The sequence below is a fragment of the Sphingomonas cavernae genome (assembly GCF_003590775.1).
In the GTDB taxonomy this organism is placed as follows: domain Bacteria; phylum Pseudomonadota; class Alphaproteobacteria; order Sphingomonadales; family Sphingomonadaceae; genus Sphingobium_A; species Sphingobium_A cavernae.
Map to the genome: position 1 here is coordinate 815,894 of NZ_QYUM01000002.1, position 18,127 is coordinate 834,020.

Annotated in this window: 20 protein-coding genes; 8 read left to right on the top strand and 12 right to left on the bottom strand. The window is 63.5% G+C overall.

The window, feature by feature from the left end; genetic code table 11:
* Positions 1-256: 256 nt before the first annotated feature.
* The 5 genes from D3876_RS04035 to D3876_RS04055 all read right to left on the bottom strand — a co-directional run bounded on the left by D3876_RS04035 (position 257) and on the right by D3876_RS04055 (position 7,499).
* A complete protein-coding gene (locus D3876_RS04035) occupies positions 257-1,402 on the bottom strand; it encodes a metallophosphoesterase (RefSeq protein WP_119759776.1) in 1,146 nt (381 codons plus the stop codon).
* A 61-nt stretch (positions 1,403-1,463) separates the two neighbouring features.
* Entirely contained in the window at positions 1,464-4,559 is a 3,096-nt protein-coding gene (locus D3876_RS04040) for a TonB-dependent receptor (RefSeq protein WP_182911867.1), read from the bottom strand.
* A gap of 60 nt (positions 4,560-4,619) precedes the next feature.
* Positions 4,620-5,534, bottom strand: a complete 915-nt coding sequence (locus tag D3876_RS04045; protein ID WP_147417581.1) for a FecR family protein — start codon at positions 5,532-5,534, stop codon at positions 4,620-4,622.
* Entirely contained in the window at positions 5,531-6,010 is a 480-nt protein-coding gene (locus D3876_RS04050) for an RNA polymerase sigma factor (RefSeq protein ID WP_182911868.1), read from the bottom strand. The genes D3876_RS04045 and D3876_RS04050 overlap by 4 nt, the downstream gene beginning before the upstream one ends.
* 331 nt (positions 6,011-6,341) lie before the next feature.
* Positions 6,342-7,499, bottom strand: coding sequence for a DUF6615 family protein (locus tag D3876_RS04055; RefSeq protein WP_119759780.1), 1,158 nt, complete (start codon positions 7,497-7,499; stop codon positions 6,342-6,344).
* 461 nt (positions 7,500-7,960) lie between these two features.
* On the opposite strand from D3876_RS04055, the gene D3876_RS21000 reads away from it, so the two are divergent.
* The gene (locus tag D3876_RS21000; RefSeq protein ID WP_274378938.1) at positions 7,961-8,302 is read left to right on the top strand and encodes a DEAD/DEAH box helicase; all 342 of its coding nucleotides are present in this window, start codon (positions 7,961-7,963) and stop codon (positions 8,300-8,302) included.
* Positions 8,303-8,662: 360 nt separating this feature from the next.
* Positions 8,663-8,815, top strand: a complete 153-nt coding sequence (locus tag D3876_RS20380; protein WP_182911870.1) for a hypothetical protein — start codon at positions 8,663-8,665, stop codon at positions 8,813-8,815.
* Between the two features lie 6 nt (positions 8,816-8,821).
* Here D3876_RS20380 and D3876_RS04070 read toward each other — a convergent pair whose 3' ends face one another.
* Positions 8,822-9,418: a DUF4126 domain-containing protein gene (locus D3876_RS04070; RefSeq protein ID WP_119759783.1), complete on the bottom strand. Its 597-nt coding sequence runs from the start codon at positions 9,416-9,418 to the stop codon at positions 8,822-8,824.
* Between the two features lie 57 nt (positions 9,419-9,475).
* On the opposite strand from D3876_RS04070, the gene D3876_RS04075 reads away from it, so the two are divergent.
* Positions 9,476-10,252 (top strand): NUDIX hydrolase, encoded by a 777-nt coding sequence (locus D3876_RS04075; protein WP_119759784.1) that lies wholly within the window; start codon positions 9,476-9,478, stop codon positions 10,250-10,252.
* Positions 10,252-10,986, top strand: a complete 735-nt coding sequence (locus D3876_RS04080; protein ID WP_119759785.1) for an extensin-like domain-containing protein — start codon at positions 10,252-10,254, stop codon at positions 10,984-10,986. The genes D3876_RS04075 and D3876_RS04080 overlap by 1 nt, the downstream gene beginning before the upstream one ends.
* A gap of 7 nt (positions 10,987-10,993) precedes the next feature.
* On the opposite strand, the gene D3876_RS04085 is transcribed toward D3876_RS04080, so the two are convergent.
* The 3 genes from D3876_RS04085 to gmk form a co-directional block, all read right to left on the bottom strand.
* Positions 10,994-11,215 carry a hypothetical protein gene (locus tag D3876_RS04085; protein ID WP_119761013.1) on the bottom strand — a complete coding sequence of 74 codons (222 nt, stop codon included), beginning with the start codon at positions 11,213-11,215 and terminating at the stop codon, positions 10,994-10,996.
* Between the two features lie 4 nt (positions 11,216-11,219).
* Positions 11,220-11,774, bottom strand: a complete 555-nt coding sequence (locus D3876_RS04090) for a hypothetical protein (protein ID WP_119759786.1) — start codon at positions 11,772-11,774, stop codon at positions 11,220-11,222.
* 82 nt (positions 11,775-11,856) lie between these two features.
* Positions 11,857-12,507 carry a guanylate kinase gene (gene gmk, locus D3876_RS04095; RefSeq protein WP_119759787.1) on the bottom strand — a complete coding sequence of 217 codons (651 nt, stop codon included), beginning with the start codon at positions 12,505-12,507 and terminating at the stop codon, positions 11,857-11,859.
* 51 nt (positions 12,508-12,558) lie between these two features.
* Between gmk and D3876_RS04100 the strand changes: the two genes are divergently transcribed.
* From D3876_RS04100 to D3876_RS04115, 4 genes are all read left to right on the top strand, one after another.
* A complete protein-coding gene (locus D3876_RS04100) occupies positions 12,559-13,104 on the top strand; it encodes a DUF1697 domain-containing protein (RefSeq protein ID WP_119759788.1) in 546 nt (181 codons plus the stop codon).
* A complete protein-coding gene (locus tag D3876_RS04105) occupies positions 13,101-13,676 on the top strand; it encodes a DUF2585 domain-containing protein (protein ID WP_119759789.1) in 576 nt (191 codons plus the stop codon). Before D3876_RS04100 ends, D3876_RS04105 begins: the two co-directional genes overlap by 4 nt.
* Before the next feature lie 55 nt (positions 13,677-13,731).
* Entirely contained in the window at positions 13,732-14,769 is a 1,038-nt protein-coding gene (locus D3876_RS04110; protein ID WP_238475232.1) for a S66 peptidase family protein, read from the top strand.
* 107 nt (positions 14,770-14,876) lie between these two features.
* Entirely contained in the window at positions 14,877-15,833 is a 957-nt protein-coding gene (locus tag D3876_RS04115) for a cation diffusion facilitator family transporter (protein WP_119759792.1), read from the top strand.
* A 5-nt stretch (positions 15,834-15,838) separates the two neighbouring features.
* Here D3876_RS04115 and D3876_RS04120 read toward each other — a convergent pair whose 3' ends face one another.
* From D3876_RS04120 to fumC, 3 genes are all read right to left on the bottom strand, one after another.
* Positions 15,839-16,378, bottom strand: a complete 540-nt coding sequence (locus tag D3876_RS04120) for a hypothetical protein (RefSeq protein ID WP_119759793.1) — start codon at positions 16,376-16,378, stop codon at positions 15,839-15,841.
* A 73-nt stretch (positions 16,379-16,451) separates the two neighbouring features.
* Entirely contained in the window at positions 16,452-16,646 is a 195-nt protein-coding gene (locus D3876_RS04125; protein WP_119759795.1) for a hypothetical protein, read from the bottom strand.
* Between the two features lie 25 nt (positions 16,647-16,671).
* Positions 16,672-18,063, bottom strand: a complete 1,392-nt coding sequence (fumC, locus tag D3876_RS04130) for a class II fumarate hydratase (protein WP_119759796.1) — start codon at positions 18,061-18,063, stop codon at positions 16,672-16,674.
* Between the last annotated feature and the right edge of the window lie 64 nt (positions 18,064-18,127).

Genomic DNA, 18,127 nt, shown 5'->3' on the forward strand with positions numbered 1-18,127 from the left:
ACAATGTTGCAGATGAGCTACGCGTCTCTCCGGAACCGTGCGATTTGCGTCCGCGGCGCTGTTCGTTCTGCTCTTTATGACCTTGTTGCGAAACGCATATTCTGGCGCGACGCCGAGACGTCCAAGACCTTCGATCGTATCGACCCCATCCCCGCTTCAAACCTGCAGATGGTGGCTGGGCAAAGGCTGGATGAGATTGTCCGCTGGCCTGCCAATCCGGGGCGGTCGCAGCCACTTCCGCCGGGACCGGATACTGTCATCCGGGGCGGTTTATGAACTCGTGGCGGAAGGCCTCGGTGGTTGCGCCATCCTTTCCGACCGCGAGCATCCGGACAACCATCCTGTCGCCTGCTAGCGTAACGTGACTGAAGCCCCAGCTTCCGCCATCAGCCCAGAGCTGGTCGAGTTGCGGCCAACGCTTTTGCTGCCATGTCTGGAAGGGAAGATCGATTGGCCGCGCTTTCGCCCCTGCGCCGGAGACGATATTGGGAAGGACGCGTGCTGTGCCGTCCGCGGCCTTACCCGTGCAGCTATCGCCCTGCAGCTCCATGGTATGCTGATGTCCTGCAAAATAGGCATCGGCATGCCGGCATAGCATGGGCAGCATCAGCTCGCGGAGCGCGATCGACTGGGCATATTTTGAATCGGCACGCGACTGCCAGAGCGGATGGTGCCCCATCACGATCTTCCATTTCGCCTTCGATGCGGCGAGCGCCCGCTCGAGCCATTTGAGCTGGCCGTGCTCCGCTTCGGTCGCGGGCAGCGCATTGGTGCCACCGCCCTGCTTCTGTTTGCCCGTTGGAACCATCACACCGTCCGCGCTCGATTTCATGTCAGGCAGGCTGAGCGGCGCTAGCAGCATTTCGGTATCGACGACGAAGATCTCGACTTGTCCGCCAAGCCCGGGCGGTTGGACGCTGTAGAACAGTCCGTTCATGTGCATCGGCGGATTGCGTTCGAGGAAATCAGCCTGTGCCAGCGCGCCCGCGCGCGAACTGTGCCAGTCGTGATTGCCCAGCGCGACATAGATCCGGAAATCGCGGCCAAGGCTCGCCAATGGGCCAAAGGGTTCAGTGAAGCGCGTCCGGAAGAGTTCAGCATCGCCCGCATCACCCGCCGCGCCATTCTCGTAGATATTGTCCCCCACCATCAGGCCGAAACGGCAATCAGCGGTGCTGCAATATTGATGCATCGCCTGGGCGACGGGCATCAAACCGCTTTTGCCCGGCGTGGCGCTCACATAGCCCGTATCGCCGACCACGAGGAAGCCGGTGCTTGCCGCCGTCCCCGTCGCGGCCGGCGTGACTGGGGATCGGGGCTGCATTGCGCACGCCCCGAGCGGGAGCAGCATGAAAAGCGCAGCCGCGCGTTTTCCCGCGATATTCCGGAATTGCAGCATCATGTCTTTCCTCCGGGGCCGGGGGCAAAGTGGCGCGGCCACTCACCCCGGTCCAGCTGTCCGTTCAGAATTTGAACTCGATCCCCGCATAGAAAGATCGACCGGCAACGTCATAGTCGCCGGAGAAGTTGAGCGGGTCGCCATTCACCGTGCCGTCGGGCAGGAAAGGGCTGATGCTGTTGAACAGATTGCGAATACCCGCATAGAGCTTGAAGCCCTTGATCGCTTCGGGCTCCATGCTGACATAGGCATCGTGACGCCAGCGATCCCCCAGGTAGAGATAGAGGGGATTGGTGATCCCGGCGGCGATCGCGTCGTCGCGCCGGTCACGGCTGTCGAGGGCCTTGCCCGTATAGTTCGTCGTCCAGCGGACGTAGAACGGGCCGTCCGCGTAGCTGATCGATGCATTGCCCTGGTTCACCCAATCACCAATCTCGCCCTTGAAATTGTTGACGCGGGTGCCATCGCGGCCCTCATATTCCAGTTCGGACTTCAACAGACGCGAATAGAGGATGCGCGCACTGAACTGGCCGTCCGACGACAGCCATTGCGGCGCCATGAATACATAATTGGCCGCAACATCGATCCCCGAACGCTTGATCGAATTGAGGTTGAACTGGCGGTTGAGGATGCGCGTAAGCTGGCCATCGCCATCGCGCGTGATTTCCCCGCAATAGGCGTTGTTGGGGAAATTATCGGGATCAAGATAGCATTCACGCAGAATATCGGGATTGTCGAGCGCGTCGATCGCATCCTTGATCTTGATATTGAAATAATCGACCGTCAGCGAAAATCCCGGGATCACGGTCGGCGTCAAGACGGCGCCAAAGGTTATCGTATCGGCGGTTTCTTCCTTTAGATCCGGGTTACCCGAATTGGGTCCCTGGATGCTCGTCGTTTCCTGTTCGAAACTGCCATTGGCGGCAATTGCGGCGGCGATCGCGGGAATGGCGCGGCAATTGGTTGCCGCCACACCTTGTGTCGTCGCGGTCACGCCATCGCAGATATCGACCACGGTATCGGCATCGTCACGCGGGGGCGAGAACAGCTCGGTCAGATCGGGTGAACGCTGGGCGCGCGCATATTGCCCCCGGAAACGCAGCCCGCGCACCGGTGCCCATTCGCCACCCGCCTTGTAACTGAACACCGTGCCCACACCATCGACGCTGTAATCGGCGATGCGGAATGCCGCATCAAAGCTGAGCGAATCCGCGAAAGGCACGTTGGACAATATGGGTGCGTCAAACTCGATAAAGGCTTCCTTGGCCTTGATCTTGCCGTCAAACTCGGGGACGAACGATGCCGAACCCACCCCACGCCGCGTTACCTCATCGGTACGCAGCGACTGCTTGTCCGTACGATATTCAGCGCCCAGCGCCATGCGCAGCGGACCGCCTGGCAGATTGAACAACGGGCCGGTGGCGAACGCCTGAACCACGTCCTGCCGCACGGTGCCGTCGGTCACCATCGTCGTGCGGATATAATCCGCCGCTGCGGCTGACATGGAATTGACGCCGAACAAATTGACCGGAACGCAGCCATCGGCGCGCGCCTGTGCGTTGATGCAGCGAATCTGCGCGGGGTTTGCGGGATCACGTTCGGCGGCCAGCGCGAATTTCAGCCGCTCCAGATTGATCAGGTTCTGGCGTTCCTGATGCTGCGTGAACTTGCCATAGCCATAGCTCGCTTCCCAGGACCAGCCGCCGCCCAGATTGCCCTTGAACCCCGCCCATGCACGCAGCGTGTCGCGATCGTTGCTCGTCACACGCTCGCCCAGTTCCTTCAACCGGCGCGAAAAGGTGATGCCCGACGCCGGGGCCCCCGTCGCGATGGCGGTGGGGACAAAGGGATTGGTGCGCGCGATCGTGCCGACGGTGAACTCGTCGGTCTGGCCGAAAGTGGTGGAGTTCGTAACGGTCGCGAAATCCCGGTTGGACCAGGTATCGACGTCGGAAAACTGGACCTGAGAGAAGAAGTTGATCGCGTCGCTGAAAGCGAAGTTGAACTTGCCCGCGATCATCCGCGACGTGCGTGGCACCGAAATCGGCAGCACATCGCGCGTTTCATAGCCATCACGCGCGCCGACAAAACCCGTCTTCAGCCCCGTTTCATCATAGAAAAAGGCATTGCCGCGGAAACGCCCGCCAAAGATGGTCGTGCTCTTTGCGGGGGAGGTGGTGGTGTTGGTCGCGGGATTATAGCTGATCGATGTCAGCGCACGATCGCGATCATAGGCCATCAACCCATATTCTTTTTCATAGGTCGCGCCGATGATGATTGATGCGCGATCATCGAGAAAGCTTTTGCCCGCCAAGATCGACGCGCGGAAATCTTCATCCCCGCCGCCGCCCGTGATGGACGTACCATATCGTATGCCCAGCTTCACGCCGTCATACTTCTCGAGCGTGATGATGTTGACCACGCCTGCAATTGCGTCCGAACCATAGACCGCGGATGCGCCGCCGGTGACGATATCGGTGCGTTCGATGAAGAAGGTCGGGATCGTGCTGGTGCTGACGCGGTTTGCGGTGACGCTGTTCGAGACGGTGCGACGGCCGTCGATCAAGATCAGCGTGCGGTTGTCGCCCAGGTTGCGCAGGTCGATGGTGCTGAGACCCGCGCTCGAAATCTCGTCGCGCGAATTGGCGATGTTGATACCCGAGGTTACACCCGGATAGTCGAGCAGGATCTCGCTGAGTTCGACCGACCCCGACGCCTCGATATCGAGGCGGCTGACGGCGGTGACGGGCACGTTGCTTTCGGTGGCGGCGCGCGCGATGCGCGATCCTGTAACGACGATCTCTTCGGCCGCATCCTCACCGGAGGCTAGCGCCTCCGGCGCCGATCGCCCCTCGCTGACCAGTATGGCGCCCTCCGAATCGAGGCGGGCGTTGATTTCGGTCCCCTGGAGGAGCTGGCGAACCGCCTGTTCGGGGGTAAAGCGACCGTCGAGCCTGGGCGCGCGACGGCCAGCCACGGTCCGCTCGTCGAATATGATATTGGTGCCGCTCTGCATCGCAACCGCGCGCAGCGCATCGGCGAGCGACTGTTGCCGGATACTGAAATTACGCGCTTCCGCGGCCAGCGCGGGCGCCGACGCTACAGCGCTCCAAATCGCGGTCGCCAGCAACGCGCCGCGGATTTTTTGTCTCCCGATCATCATACCCCCTGACTTATTTTTTCGTCCCGGAAGGTAAGACGTCGCGGCAGGGCAAATACCCTACCCCTGTTTTTTCGAGATGCGGATTTCGCTGCCGGTGTCGATGATCTCGAGATCGTAATAGCGCGCGATCGTTCGCAGGGCGGCGAGCGGATCCTTGGTTTCGAACACGCCGCTCACGCGCGCATCGGGGTCGATGGCGCCGATGACGAGTGGCCTGTCGGCATAGCGCGCTATCTCGTGCAACGCCTCGCCCAGCGGCATCGCCGCATAGACGAGGCGCCCCTCGCTCCACGCTGCGGCGGCATCGAGATTGGTCGCGCCGAGCGTGACATCCCGCCCCGGCACGCTCACCGCGCGCTGCGCGGGAGCGAGCACCACGCTCTTGGCGCGCTTGCGATCGACGCGTACCTTGCCATGAATCAGTACGACATCGACGCGGTCGCCCTCGTGCAGCACATCGAACGCAGTGCCGAGCGCAGTGATCCGAACGTCGCCCGCATCGACCACGAATGGGCGCCGCGCGTCGGCGCGTACGTCGAAACGCGCGCGCCCCTTGCGCAGCGCGAGCCTCCGCGTGCCGGGTTCCAGATCGACGTCGATCGCGGAATCGGTGTCGAGCACCACCGCGCTGCCATCGGCGAGGCTGACGCGCCGTTGTTCGCCTACGCGCGTGGCGTAATCGGGCTGCATCATCTGCCATGAAAGCGTGAACGCCCCGAGCGCCGCGATCACCAATGCCCCGCCCGCCAGTCCCCGACGCCGCGTCCGCGTGCGTTCACGTGCACCGGCAGCGAGCGGCGCGGCCGCATCCCAGCGCGCGACGAGCCGCGCATAGCTTCGCTGGTTGTCGGGATCGGCGGCGAGCCACTGGTTGAAACGCTCGAGATCGTCGTCGTTGCGCACGTCCGACTGCATCCGCGCGAACCAGTCGGCGGCCTCGCGGCGCGTCTGCTCGGTTTCGGCCACGGTCACAGAAGGTCTCCTGCGGTCCGGTCGAAATGCGCGATCGCGCGCGCCATGTGCTTCTCCACCGCCTTGATGCTGATGCCGAGCTGCGCGCCGATCATGCTGTAGGTCATGCCGTCGACGCGGCTCATCATGAATACCTGCCGGCTGCGCGGCGGTAGCATGCCGAGCAGGCGCATGAACTCGCGGATCGCGTCGCGCGCGAGCAGGACGCGCAGCGGCGAGGGCTTGGGGTCGGCGATCTCGATCTGCTCGTCGATCGCCACGACCTGCGGGCCGCGCGCACGACGGCGCGCGCCGTCGGCCAGCAGGTTGGCGATTGTCCGTTTGAGATAGGCAAGCGGATTGGCGATCTCTGTCGCTCCGCCGAGCACGCGCGCATAGGCGTCCTGCACCACATCTTCGGCCGCCTGGGTCTGCCCCGTCAGCCGGCTTGCATAACGCACCAGCTCGGCGCGTTCCGCTGCGACGGAATCGCCCAAGAATACCCCGCCAAGGTCTGTCGCCCCTTTGGCGGCGGATCTACGAAACGAAGACACTCCCTTGTCCTCCCCACCTGCGCTGCGCGTTGCGTAAGGTCTGCGCCGGCAGAAGTCCATGACGGGAGATTGTTCAGTCGACCAAAGCTGGGCGCGTGATCGTCCTCACAAGGTCTTGGCCCACGCCAGAAAGCGCCTGAAAATCAGACGTTCAGCGCGCTGATTTCGCTGCTACAAAGCGGACATTCATTCAGTGGCGGTGAAATGACCGATTTGTCGTGGGGCAACACCGACTGCCCTTTAAGCACGTGGGCAGAATGCGGGTTTTGCGCGATCAACGCATTCCAGCACCCGTGCTTCGAAACACGCCTACGGCTAGCTCTAGGTATTTCATGGCGGAAGTCATGGGCATGTTAGCTGCCTCCGGCCACGGTCCATAATAGGATTTCAGTTCAAACAGGGGATTTTGGGTGGGCATGTGTTCACCGGCGGGCGCCACTTGAAACTCCCAGTGAGTACCTCGCGCGTAAAAAATGGCGTCAAATCCATCCACAATGCTGAATCTCCACACCGGGCAGTTTCCTCCGCCGCCGTCGAATTTGAAGCCAGGGTCTGCGGCCAATCGCCGCTCTGTCTCGCAGTGGGTAGGTAAGCCGACACTGTGCTCCCCACTAAGGCGGCTCACCTGTGGCGACCTCACAGTCGCTTCTTGCTCGATCCCCGAGACGAAACGCACAACCGGTCTAGCAAGACCCTGCACAAGTTGCAGCGGCTGGCGCACGAACTCGAGAACGTCGACAGTTTGCGCCGAAATGTCGAGACTTAGCTTTCGGACCACTGGATGGTCCTCCACGCCGCCCAAGCTGAGCCATTTCGCACGCAGATTTTCAGCCACTGCCTCAGGGGTGGGCACGGGGTCGTTGGACCCATGCGAACAGAATAGCGCGTCGAGGCCGAAGAACCATGCCTTGAGGTGCATCATCCGCTTATTATGCGGCACCCTCTTCGGCCTACCAGCCAAGCCCGCCACCAGTTCCTTCAAAGACGGCGCAATGCGTTGCGCAAACGCGAGATTCACACCTGCAATTTCTGGCTGGATCGACTCCTGCCGCGCCTTTCTGACTACCGAGGCGTGATTATAGAATGCATATAGCGGCACAATTTCCGGGTCGGCGATCAGGGTTCGGAATTGGTACTTGCCCGTTTTCTTTACCTTGTGCAGGAGTTCCGCGTACATGCGGTTCTGGAACTTGTTGTTCCTCGTTCCGACCTGCTCTTGGTTCAACCGCTTAGCTTGAACGCGGATAATCCACTCTTTTGCGGAACGCGCGTTAAGAAAATGGAAGTCGATGTCGCCGCCGGTAATCGGCTCATCAGGGTACGCGATCTGCACGTGCCGTCCCACGAATGGCATCATTGAGGCCGCGAGAAGGTCTGTGAAAGTCTCCTCGCAGAAACGGCCGTTCCGAAGCGCCCGCTCACGCTCGAGCATGCGTGAGCTGGGGCTAACTCGTCGAACGCGCCTTAGACACCTATTTGACCTCGCCCGGACGATCACGATGATATCGACGGTTGCAGCCGAGTTGGGCAACTCTAGCTATAAAGGCCTCATTCCCTTACCGAAAATGCCAACTATGATCTTTCAAGCTGGGAGGCGAACTCGAGTCGGGCTAAGAAAAAGGGCGCAAGCGACAAAGAAGGGGGCGAGAGTATCGTAGACGAACTGGGGTGGGTAAATGCGTCTATTGCGCGATGCAGTTGCGCGCTCGCCGCAGCCGTGTCCGACGCCGATCGCATTGCCCTGATCCGGTCCCTGATCCGGTTGAAGGGAGGTCGAATTGACATCGCCGATCTCGCTTGCCCATTGGGTGCGGAAGATTTCGCGCTTATGGATCGCTTCGGCCTCGCTCGCACAAATCAAGATCTTTCGCTTCGAATCGTAGACGAAGAGGATTGCCCGGTCTTGATGGCCTCGGAGCCGCGCTAAGGCTGGATACTGTTCCGCGTGACGCCTACGAACCCGCCTCTCCAGACGCAGTCCTGCTGAGACTCACTCAGCACAGGCGCTATCGCACGATCGCCCAAAAAGCGGCTACTCGAGCCTTGCTCACGCAACCACCCGGATCCGGCCTGATGGTCAGCATGCCCACCGGTTCGGGAAAGAGCCTCTTGTTTCCGATCGCCGCCAATTTCGGGCGCGAGACCGAGCCGGGCGCGTGCGCAATTGTCATCACTCCAACGGTTGCGCTGGCGCTCGATCACGAGCGCACCCTGTCGGCACTGCCCGGGCTTTAAGCAAAGGCACTTACGGGCGATACGCCGCCGGCCGAAGCGGAGACGATCATTAACGGGTTTGATTTGCCTGGCGATCACGCGCCACCGCTCTTATCCTGCGGCCGGATTTTCCGCTTCGGGGAGCTTCGGCATGGTTCGATCGATGGGGCTGGCTCTCGCACTGATTGCCGCTGCCGGATGCACAGCCGAGGGAACGACGCCCCAAAAGAGCGCCTATTACGGCGGGCGGGTAAATGATCATTTCAATAGCGAAACTTTCTTTGGTCCCTACAACCCCGATGGCGAGCAGACCGGGAACCATATCGGCCCGGCCGATGCGGTCACGGCCTTTCGTCAGCTCGATGCGACTATGCGCTTGGCGTGCACTGGGGAACATTCGAGCTGAGCGACGAGCCGATCGACGGGCCGCCCACATTGCTGGGCGCGGCGCTGGGCAAGCAGGGGATCGCGCCAGACCGCTTCCGCGTGATCGAGGCGGGCGCGACGTGGGATGTACCGCGGCTCGCGCGCTGAGCTGGTTCAGCTTGTCGCTTCGGCGTCGCCGCACAGGCGCTTGAGCAGCCGGCGCAGCATGATGATCGCGATCACCGCCCCCACCGCGAGGACGACCGCGATGACCACCGCCGCGATCGGGTTGGTGAGCGCAAGGTAGAGCAGCCCGGTCGTCGCCACATCCTCGCCCGTCGAGACCGCGACATTGCTGAAGGGTTCGGGGCTGGTGTTCACCACCGCGCGCGTTCCCGCCTTTGCGCCGTGCGTCAGCAGCGCAGCGCCTCCGCCCAGCAGGAAGCTGATCACCTGCCATGCCGGGTCCTGCGCATCGACGATCGCCATCGCCAGCAGCGCACCGCCCACCGGACGGATCAGCGTGTGAACGCCGTCCCAGATCGAATCGAGCCAGAGCACCTTGTCCGCAAAGAACTCGGCGATCAGCCCGATGCCCGAAATACCAAGCACCCAGGGATTGGCGAGGACGTCGAGCGACGACAGGTGCTGGGGCAAATCAACCCAGCCCGTGCGCATCGCCAGTCCGGTCGCGAAGACGCAAAGATAGATGCGCCAGCCCGCAAGCAGGCTCACACTGGCGGCGACACCAAGAAGCTCGACCACGCCCATCGCCGACACGCTGCCACGCCTCTTCCCAATGTGCAATCATCGCACTAGCTCTGGGGGATGAGCGTGCCCTCCCCGATCCCCGCCGCCACATTGGTGCTCTTCCGTGAAACCGAGGGGCAGGCGCCCGAATTGCTGATCGTAGAACGCGCCGAGCAGATGTCATTTGCGGCAGGTGCGCTGGTCTTTCCGGGCGGCAGGGTCGATCCGGGCGATCATGCGATCGCGGCGGACAGTACGCTTGTCAGCGGCGCGGAAGCGATCGACGCCGAGGATGCCGCAGCGCGTGTCGCCGCGATCCGCGAGACGATCGAGGAAAGCGGACTGGCGGTGGGCATCTACCCGCTGCCCGATGCGGCGGCGACCGAGGCGTTGCGCGCCACCATCCATGCGGGCGGTGATTTCGCGGCCGTGCTCCGCGATGGTGGCTGGCGGATCGACCTCGATGCGCTGGTGCCCTTTGCGCGCTGGTGCCCCAATTTCCGCGAGACGCGCAGCTTCGATACGCGCTTCTACGTCGCGCGGCTTCCCGCCGGTGCGCCCGAGGCGCAGGTCGACGCGACCGAGAATGTCCGGCTGTTCTGGGCGCCGGCGCAGGCGGTGCTCGACATGGCCGACCGGGGCGAGGCGCGTATCATCTTCCCGACGCGCCGCAACCTCGAGCGTCTTGCGCTGTTCGCGGACTTCGAGGCGGCGCGCGATCATGCCGCAGCGATCCCGGTACAGTTGATCCAGCCCTGGGTCGAGGAACGCGACGGGGCGGCCATGCTCTGCATCCCCGAGGGCCTTGGCTATCCCGTCACCTTTCAGCCAATGACCGAGGTTCGCCGGGGCTGATGGCGCGACGGCGGAGACGCACGCGCTATCGCGGCTGGCTTCTTCTCGTCCCGGCGCTTGTGCTTGCGTTCGCGTTCTGGGCGTTCTCGCGGATGCGCCCACAGGACCTGCCCTGGACCGCGCTTGACCTCTCCGCGCCCGTGGGCGTCTTTACCGGGAGGAAGCTGGCAGCGCTCGGTGACGACGCGCCTCATTGCCGCGCATTGCTCGCCACGGCCGGGATCGAATATGAGACCATGCCCGTGATCGACCCCGGCGGCGAGTGCCGCGTAGAGAATGCGCTGAGGCCCGGCGGCGGGGCGCGCACGATCCTGTTCCGGCCGCGAAGCCCGGCGATCACCTGCCCCGTTGCGGCCGGGCTGGCGCTGTGGGAATGGCACGTTCTCCAGCCCGCGGCGCGACAGGTATTCGGCCAGCGCGTCGAGGAGATCGAGCATCTCGGCAGCTATAATTGCCGGCGCATGTACGGGCGCGACGACGCCCCATGGAGCGAGCATGCCAGCGCCAATGCGCTCGACATTGCGGGCTTCGTGCTCGCCGACGGAACCCGGATCAACGTGAAGCGCGACTGGGCCGAAGGCGGGCGCAAGGCGACGTTCCTGCGGCTTGCGCGCGACGGCGCGTGCGGGGTTTTCACCACGGTGCTGTCACCCGACTATAATGCCGCGCATGCCGACCATTTCCACCTTGATCAGGCCGATCGCGGTCTCTTTGGCTGGCGCGCCTGCCGCTGAACGGCAGTCAGAAGATCCCGCCGCCGAGCATCAGGCGGATCACGCCGATGACGATGACGACGATGTTGAGGTTGCGTCCGGCATTGCTCTTCGCAAGCACGCCGATCGCGAGGCCGATCACAGCGAGCGGGATGATGAACCAGTTTGCCCAGCCGAGCAGCGGGATGAAGGCGAGAACCGCGAGCACGAGCGCGACCGCGCCGATTAGCAACGAAACAATGTTGAGCATCAAATCAACCCTGTTGGACTTTGGGAAGGAACCAGCGCGCGATGACCAGCCCCCCAACGATCAGCATCGCCGCATCGGCGATGAAGACGTAGATCGCGTGGATCCAGTCGACATGCATCCAGATCGGCTGACCGAGATGGATAAGCATCGAACCCGCGAGCGAGAACAGCACGACGAGCTGCGCCCGAGAGGCGAAATCGGCAACACGCCCCGCGACGCCGAGCAGCGCGAAACCCATGAGCAGCGCGACGATCGCCTCATGGATGAAGCCGTTGACGACCGCGCCCATGCTGTTCGCGGAAAAGCCCTTCGCATTATAGTGGACCGTGGCCACCGGCCCCTTGCCGTAAAGCACGGTGCCCGCGCGCGTTCCCGGATTGGGCACGACATAGGTTCCCGTGGCGGGGATATTCTGCGCGAGCACGGCCTGCACGGTGGCGCTGCGGGTATCATCAACGGTGCGGAACGCGATCAGGCTGAGCGGCGATGCGAAGAAGATGAAGCCGGTGATGAACATGGCGACGGCGGCGGCGAGCGCCCCGATCAGCATTCTGGGCATGGCGTCCCTCCCTGTTCTGGCCGGGAGAGCCTAGTTCAACGCCATCATCTTGCAAGCAAAACCGGAGCAATCCGCTCCGATGTCAGTTCTGGAGCTTGCGGATGAAGCCGATCAGCCCGGTCTGTCGGCTGCGCTTCAGTCGCTCGGCCTCGAGGATCGTCTTCACCTTCCGGAAGCAGCTTTCTGCATCGTCGTTGACGAGCACATAGTCATAGCCATCCCAGTGCGCGATCTCGCTCGCGGCGCGCGACATCCGGCGCTCGATGACCTCGTTAGAATCGGTTTGACGGCCGCGCAAACGACTTTCGAGCTCGGCCATCGAAGGCGGCAGGATGAAGACGCGCACAACGTCGCCACCCGCAAGCTGGTAGAGCTGCTGTGCGCCCTGCCAGTCGATGTCGAACAGCACGTCGCGGCCCTGACCAAGCATCGCATCGACGGGCGCCTTGGGCGTACCGTAGCGATGGTCGAAGACGTGCGCCCATTCGAGAAACTCGTGATCGGCGACCATGCGGCGGAACTCGGTCAGATCGACGAAATGATAGTCGACGCCGTCCGCCTCGCCGGGACGCATCGGCCGCGTCGTCGCGGATACCGACATGGCGAGCGTGTCGTCGGACGCCAGAAGCTTGCGCGCGATGGTGGACTTGCCCGCGCCGGAGGGCGATGAGAGAACGAAGAGTACGCCGCGGCGCTTGAAACCGTGCGGGTCGGACTGGATCGGATCGGCCATGCTCGCTAGTGACGTGCAAAATTAGCCGCGTCAATCCGGGGGGGAGAGTGCATGACGGTCTTCGTCGCACTGCTGAGGGCGATCAATGTCGGCAAGCGGCAACTGCCGATGGCGGAGCTGCGCAAGCTCTGTGCGGAGCTGGGCTTCGACAATCCTGAAACCTATATCGCAAGCGGCAATCTGCTGATCGGCGCCGAGGCAAGCGCCGATGATGTGCGCTCGACGCTCGAAAAGGCCATCACCGAACGCTTCGGCTTTCCGGTCGATGTCATCGTGCGCGCCGGCGCCGACTGGGCGGCGTATCGCGACTGCAACCCCTTCGCCAACGACCCGCACGCGCAGGCGAAAATGGTCCATCTCGCGCTGCCACGCGACCCGATCAAACCCGGCGCAATCGAAGCGTTGCGCGAACGTGCGGTGAGCGGAGAACGGATTGAGGAGGCCTGCGACGCGATATGGATCGATTATGGCGATAGCGGCGTGGCCGGATCGAAACTCACCCCGGCCTATATCGACAAGGTTTCAGGATCGCCCGTCACCGGACGCAACTGGAACACCGTGCTCAAGCTGCAGGCCATGATCGAGGCGCGCGCATGAGCCGACCGTCGATCCGCGACATCGGTGCGCGCGACTGGCTGATCGTTGCGCTGATCCTGACCCTGATGGCGGGCGTGCTGCTCTGGGCGGGGCGCTCGCCCATCTGCACCTGCGGCTATGTCGCGCTGTGGCACGGCGCGCTGGATTCGGGGAACAGCCAGCATATCGCGGACTGGTACACACCGAGCCACATCATCCACGGCTTTCTGTTCTACGCGCTCGGCTGGCTCGTGCTGAGAGCCCGCGCGCCGGGCGAACGGCTGATCTTCGCGGTGATCATCGAGGCGGCGTGGGAAGTGCTGGAGAATTCGCCGATCATCATCGACCGCTACCGCGAGGCGACGATTGCACTGGGCTATACCGGCGACAGCGTGATCAACTCGGTCTTTGACGTCGCATGGATGGCGCTGGGTTTCGCCTTTGCCCGCCGGGCGCCGATCCGGGTGACGGTAGGGCTGGCGATCGCCTTCGAATTGCTCACGCTCTGGGCAATTCGCGACAACCTGACGCTCAACGTGGTCATGCTCGTCTCGCCGATCGAGGCGATCAGGCTCTGGCAGCAGGGTGGCTAGAATCGTGAACATTGAACCGTCGCGCGGCTTGGGCAATGCTGTTATGTCGTTGCGAATGCTCAATAGACGAACCGCTTTGCAAGGCCTGGGCGCAACCGCTGCCGCACTCGCCCTGCCGCCACGCCTGGCCGCAGCCCCGCAAGCCTTGCGCAAGCCGCCGCGGCTGCGGCCGGGCGACACGGTGGGGCTGGTCGAACCTGCGGGCTTTACCGACGACGAATTCGACCTCGCGCTCGTCATCGAGACGATCAGGGCGATGGGGCTGGTCCCCAGGCCCGGCAAGCACCTGGCCGATCGCTATGGCTATCTGGCGGGCGAGGACAAGGCGCGCGCCGCCGATATCAACGCAATGTATGCGGACAAGAGCGTCCGCGCGGTGTTCGCGGTGCGCGGCGGATGGGGGTGCGCACGCATCCTGCCGCATCTCGACTTCGACCTGATCCGCGCCAATCCCAAGCTGCTGATTGGATTCAGCGACATCACCGCGTTGCACCTCGCCTTTGCAGCGCGCGCGGGCTTCACCACGATCCACGGCCCCAATGCCGGGAGTTCATGGGGCAAGCTGTCGTGGGACGCCTTCCAAAGCCTCGTCTTCGCGGGCGAGGCCCCGGTCTATGCAACCCCGCCGGGCAATGAGGATCGCCTGACCCAGCGCGCGGGGCGAACGCGCACATTCCGACCGGGCAAGGCGACGGGCCGGCTGATCGGCGGCAACCTCACCGTCCTGAGCGCGCTGATGGGCACCCCCTATCTGCCCGATTTCGACGGCGCGATCCTGTTCCTCGAGGATGTCGACGAGGCGCAGTACCGTATTGATCGCATGTTGACCCAGCTCACGCTGGCGGGCGTTTTGCGCCGCGTCGCGGGCGTCGTGTTCGGCCAGTGCACCAATTGCCGCGCTTCGGGGCCTTCGCTCAGCGGCTTCACGCTCTCGCAGGTTTTGAAGCAGCATCTCGAGCCGCTGGGCGTGCCCGCGTTCGAAGGCGCGCTGATCGGGCACATTCCAAACCAGTTCAGCATCCCCGTGGGCGCACGCGCCGAGATCGACGCCGACGCAGGCACGATCCGCATCCTCGAGCCCGTGGTCGCCTGACGACCATGGCGAGCCCTTGTTGCATTGCTGCGGAAGAAATCCGGTTCCCGCTTTTCCACGCGATGCGCTAGCATATCCAAACGCGAACGCGCTAAGCTCGCGCAATCATGGCACATAACCACGCGCATCATTCGCACGACCATCATCATGATCATGGCCACGCGCATGGGCACGGCCATGCGCATGCCCCCGTCGATTTCGGGCGCGCCTTCGCGATCGGGATCACGCTCAACCTGTTGTTCGTCATCGTCGAGGCGGGCGCCGGTTTCCTTACGGGCTCGATGGCGCTGCTCGCCGACGCGGGCCACAATCTTTCGGACGTGTTCGGGCTCCTCGTCGCCTGGGGCGGCGCGACTCTCGCCAAAAGGCCGCCGAGCAAGCGCTTCACTTATGGGCTGAGGGGCTCGACAATCCTTGCCGCGATGCTCAACGCGCTCTTCCTGCTGGTCGCGATCGGCGCGATCGCGCTGGAAGCGGTGCAGCGCTTCGCGCATCCCCAGCCCGTCCACGGCGGCACGGTCATCATCGTCGCGCTGATCGGAATCGCGATCAACGCAGGTACCGCGATGCTTTTCATGCGCGGCCGCGATCACGACCTCAACATCCGCGGCGCCTATCTCCACATGGCGGCGGACGCCGGCGTGTCGGCGGGCGTGGTCATCGCCGGGCTGCTGATGCTGTGGACCGGCGCGCTGTGGATCGATCCGCTCGTCAGCCTGCTGATCGCCGGCGTGATTTTCTGGAGCACCTGGGGATTGCTCAACGATTCGGTGGCGATGTCACTGGCTGGCGTTCCCAACACTATCGACCGCGACAAGGTTGAGGTCGAACTGCTGATCTCGCCGGGCGTCAAGCGCGTGCACGATCTGCACATATGGCCGATGAGCACGACCGAAATCGCACTGACCGCGCACCTCATCATGCCCTCGGGGCACCCCGGCGACGCATTCCTCGAAGACGTGCGACAACGGCTGGAAGCGCAGTTCGGCATCCATCATGTGACGCTGCAGGTGGAAACGGGCAGCGACGCCCCCTGCCGCATGGAGGGGGCGGGCTGCGTCTGATTCGATCAGCTCGTCTTGGGCTGGGCGCGCATGTTCGAGATCATCGTGCGCACGTCCTTGGGCCGGGTCAGCAGCGCGCCCGGGCTGTTGTAGGCTTTGAGCTTGCCATCGTCCCAGATGCCAACCTCAAGCCGCTGCGTCGCCGGATCGGCAAGCATATAGGCGGCGTCCGATCCGCCCTCATGCGGCTTGTTGCCTGATACGAACAGCACGCCACCTTCCTTGCCCAGCGGGCCCGAGACCTGAACGCGCTCGACGAAATCGTCATAGTCGTCCTTGAGGAGCGCCTTCATCGGCGCGACGAGAACGCTGTTTTCCCACAGATTCAGATCGGCAGGATATTTGCCGACCGCGGCATCGAGCGCTGCCCAGTTACTGACATCGACCGCGGCCGCCGGCGCTGTGGCATTGATGGCCGCGTTGGTCGCATTGGCGAGCACCGCGCTCTCGTTCGGCACGACGACTTCGGCTTCGTTGGCGGGTTGCTTACCGCACGCGGCGAGGCTCAGCACGAGAGCCAGTCCAAGAAGAGGGGCACGATTCATCACGTTTCCTCCGGCTGGTTGATCACAGCGACGCCGAAAAGGCTCCTTCAGGCCCGATAAGTCAATCGGGCGATCACGTCCCGCCGCGGCGGCGGCGATCGAGAATCCGCTTGGCGACATAGGCGCCTCCCAGCGCCAGCCCGAGCGGCCCCAGCCGGCGCATCCCGCCCGCGGCCGCCGCACCGAGCACCGCGCCCTTGAGCCCGCCCCGGCCGTCGCGCCGGTCAATTTCGCGTCCCACCAGCGCGCCGATTATCTTGCCGATCATGGTCTTTCTCCTGCGTTTCAGACGTTCAACGCCCGAGCATCGCTTCAGGGCGCACGACGCGATCGAATGTCGCTTCGTCGACAAGACCGAGCGCGATGCCCGCCTCCTTGAGCGTCAACCCTTGCGCATGCGCGTGCTTGGCAATCTTCGCTGCGTTGTCATAGCCGATCTCGGGGGCAAGCGCGGTCACCAGCATCAGCGAGCGATCGACCAGTTCGGCGATTCGCCTGCGATCGGGTTCAATCCCGTCGACGGTGCGTGTCGCAAAGCTTTCCATTCCCGTCGCCAGCAGCGCGATCGAGCGCAGCACATTGGCGCCGATCATCGGCTTGAAGACATTGAGTTCGAGATGCCCCTGAAGCCCGCCGACCGTGATTGCCTGATGATTGCCGATGACCTGCGCGGCGACCATCGTCAGCATCTCGCACTGGGTGGGGTTCACCTTGCCGGGCATGATCGAACTGCCGGGCTCGTTGGCGGGCAGGATCAGCTCACCGATCCCCGATCGCGGGCCTGAACCGAGCAGGCGGATGTCGTTGGCGATCTTGGTGAGCGCGACCGCGAGCACGTTCAGCGTGCCCGACAGGTGGACGATCGGATCGTTCGAGGCCAGCGCCTCGAACTTGTTCTCCGCCGTGAAGAAGGGCAGCCCGGTCAGGTCGGCGAGTTCCGCCGCTATCGCGGCGCCGAAGCCTTTGGGCGCATTGAGCCCGGTGCCGACCGCGGTGCCACCCTGCGCCAACTGGCACATGCCGTGCGTCACCGCGGGCTCGATCCGGTTGCGGCAGCGATGAAGCTGGTTGGCGTAGCCCGAAAATTCCTGCCCCAAGGTCAGCGGCGTTGCATCCTGAAGGTGCGTGCGCCCGATCTTGACGATGTCGTCCCACGCCCTGGCCTTGGCATCGAGCGCGCTGCGCAGGCGTTCGAGCGCCGGGAGCAGCGCGGCCGTCGCCGCGCGTGCGGCGGCGATATGGAGCGCGGTCGGGAAGCTGTCATTGGACGACTGGCCCATATTGACGTGGTCATTGGGGTGGACCGGGCTCTTGCCGCCGCGTGCGCCAGTCATCAGCTCGTTGGCGCGGCCCGCGATCACCTCGTTGACGTTCATGTTGGACTGGGTGCCCGAACCCGTCTGCCAGATCACGAGCGGAAACTGGTCGTCGAACTTGCCCGCCACGACCTCGGCTGCCGCCGTTTCGATCGCATCGGCGATCTCGACGGGCAACCCGTGCGCACGGTTCACGCGCGCCGCCGCCTGCTTCACCAGCGCGAGCGCATGAACGATGCCGATCGGCATCCTTTCTTCCGGTCTGAAAGGGAAATTCTCTATCGAGCGCTGCGTCTGCGCACCCCAGTAAGCCTCGGCGGGAACCTTTATCGGGCCGATACTGTCGGTCTCGGTGCGTGTATCGGCCATCTCACACTCCGTCATGCTGGTGCAGACCGGTATCTATGTGTGATGACGGGAAGTTTCCAGCGTC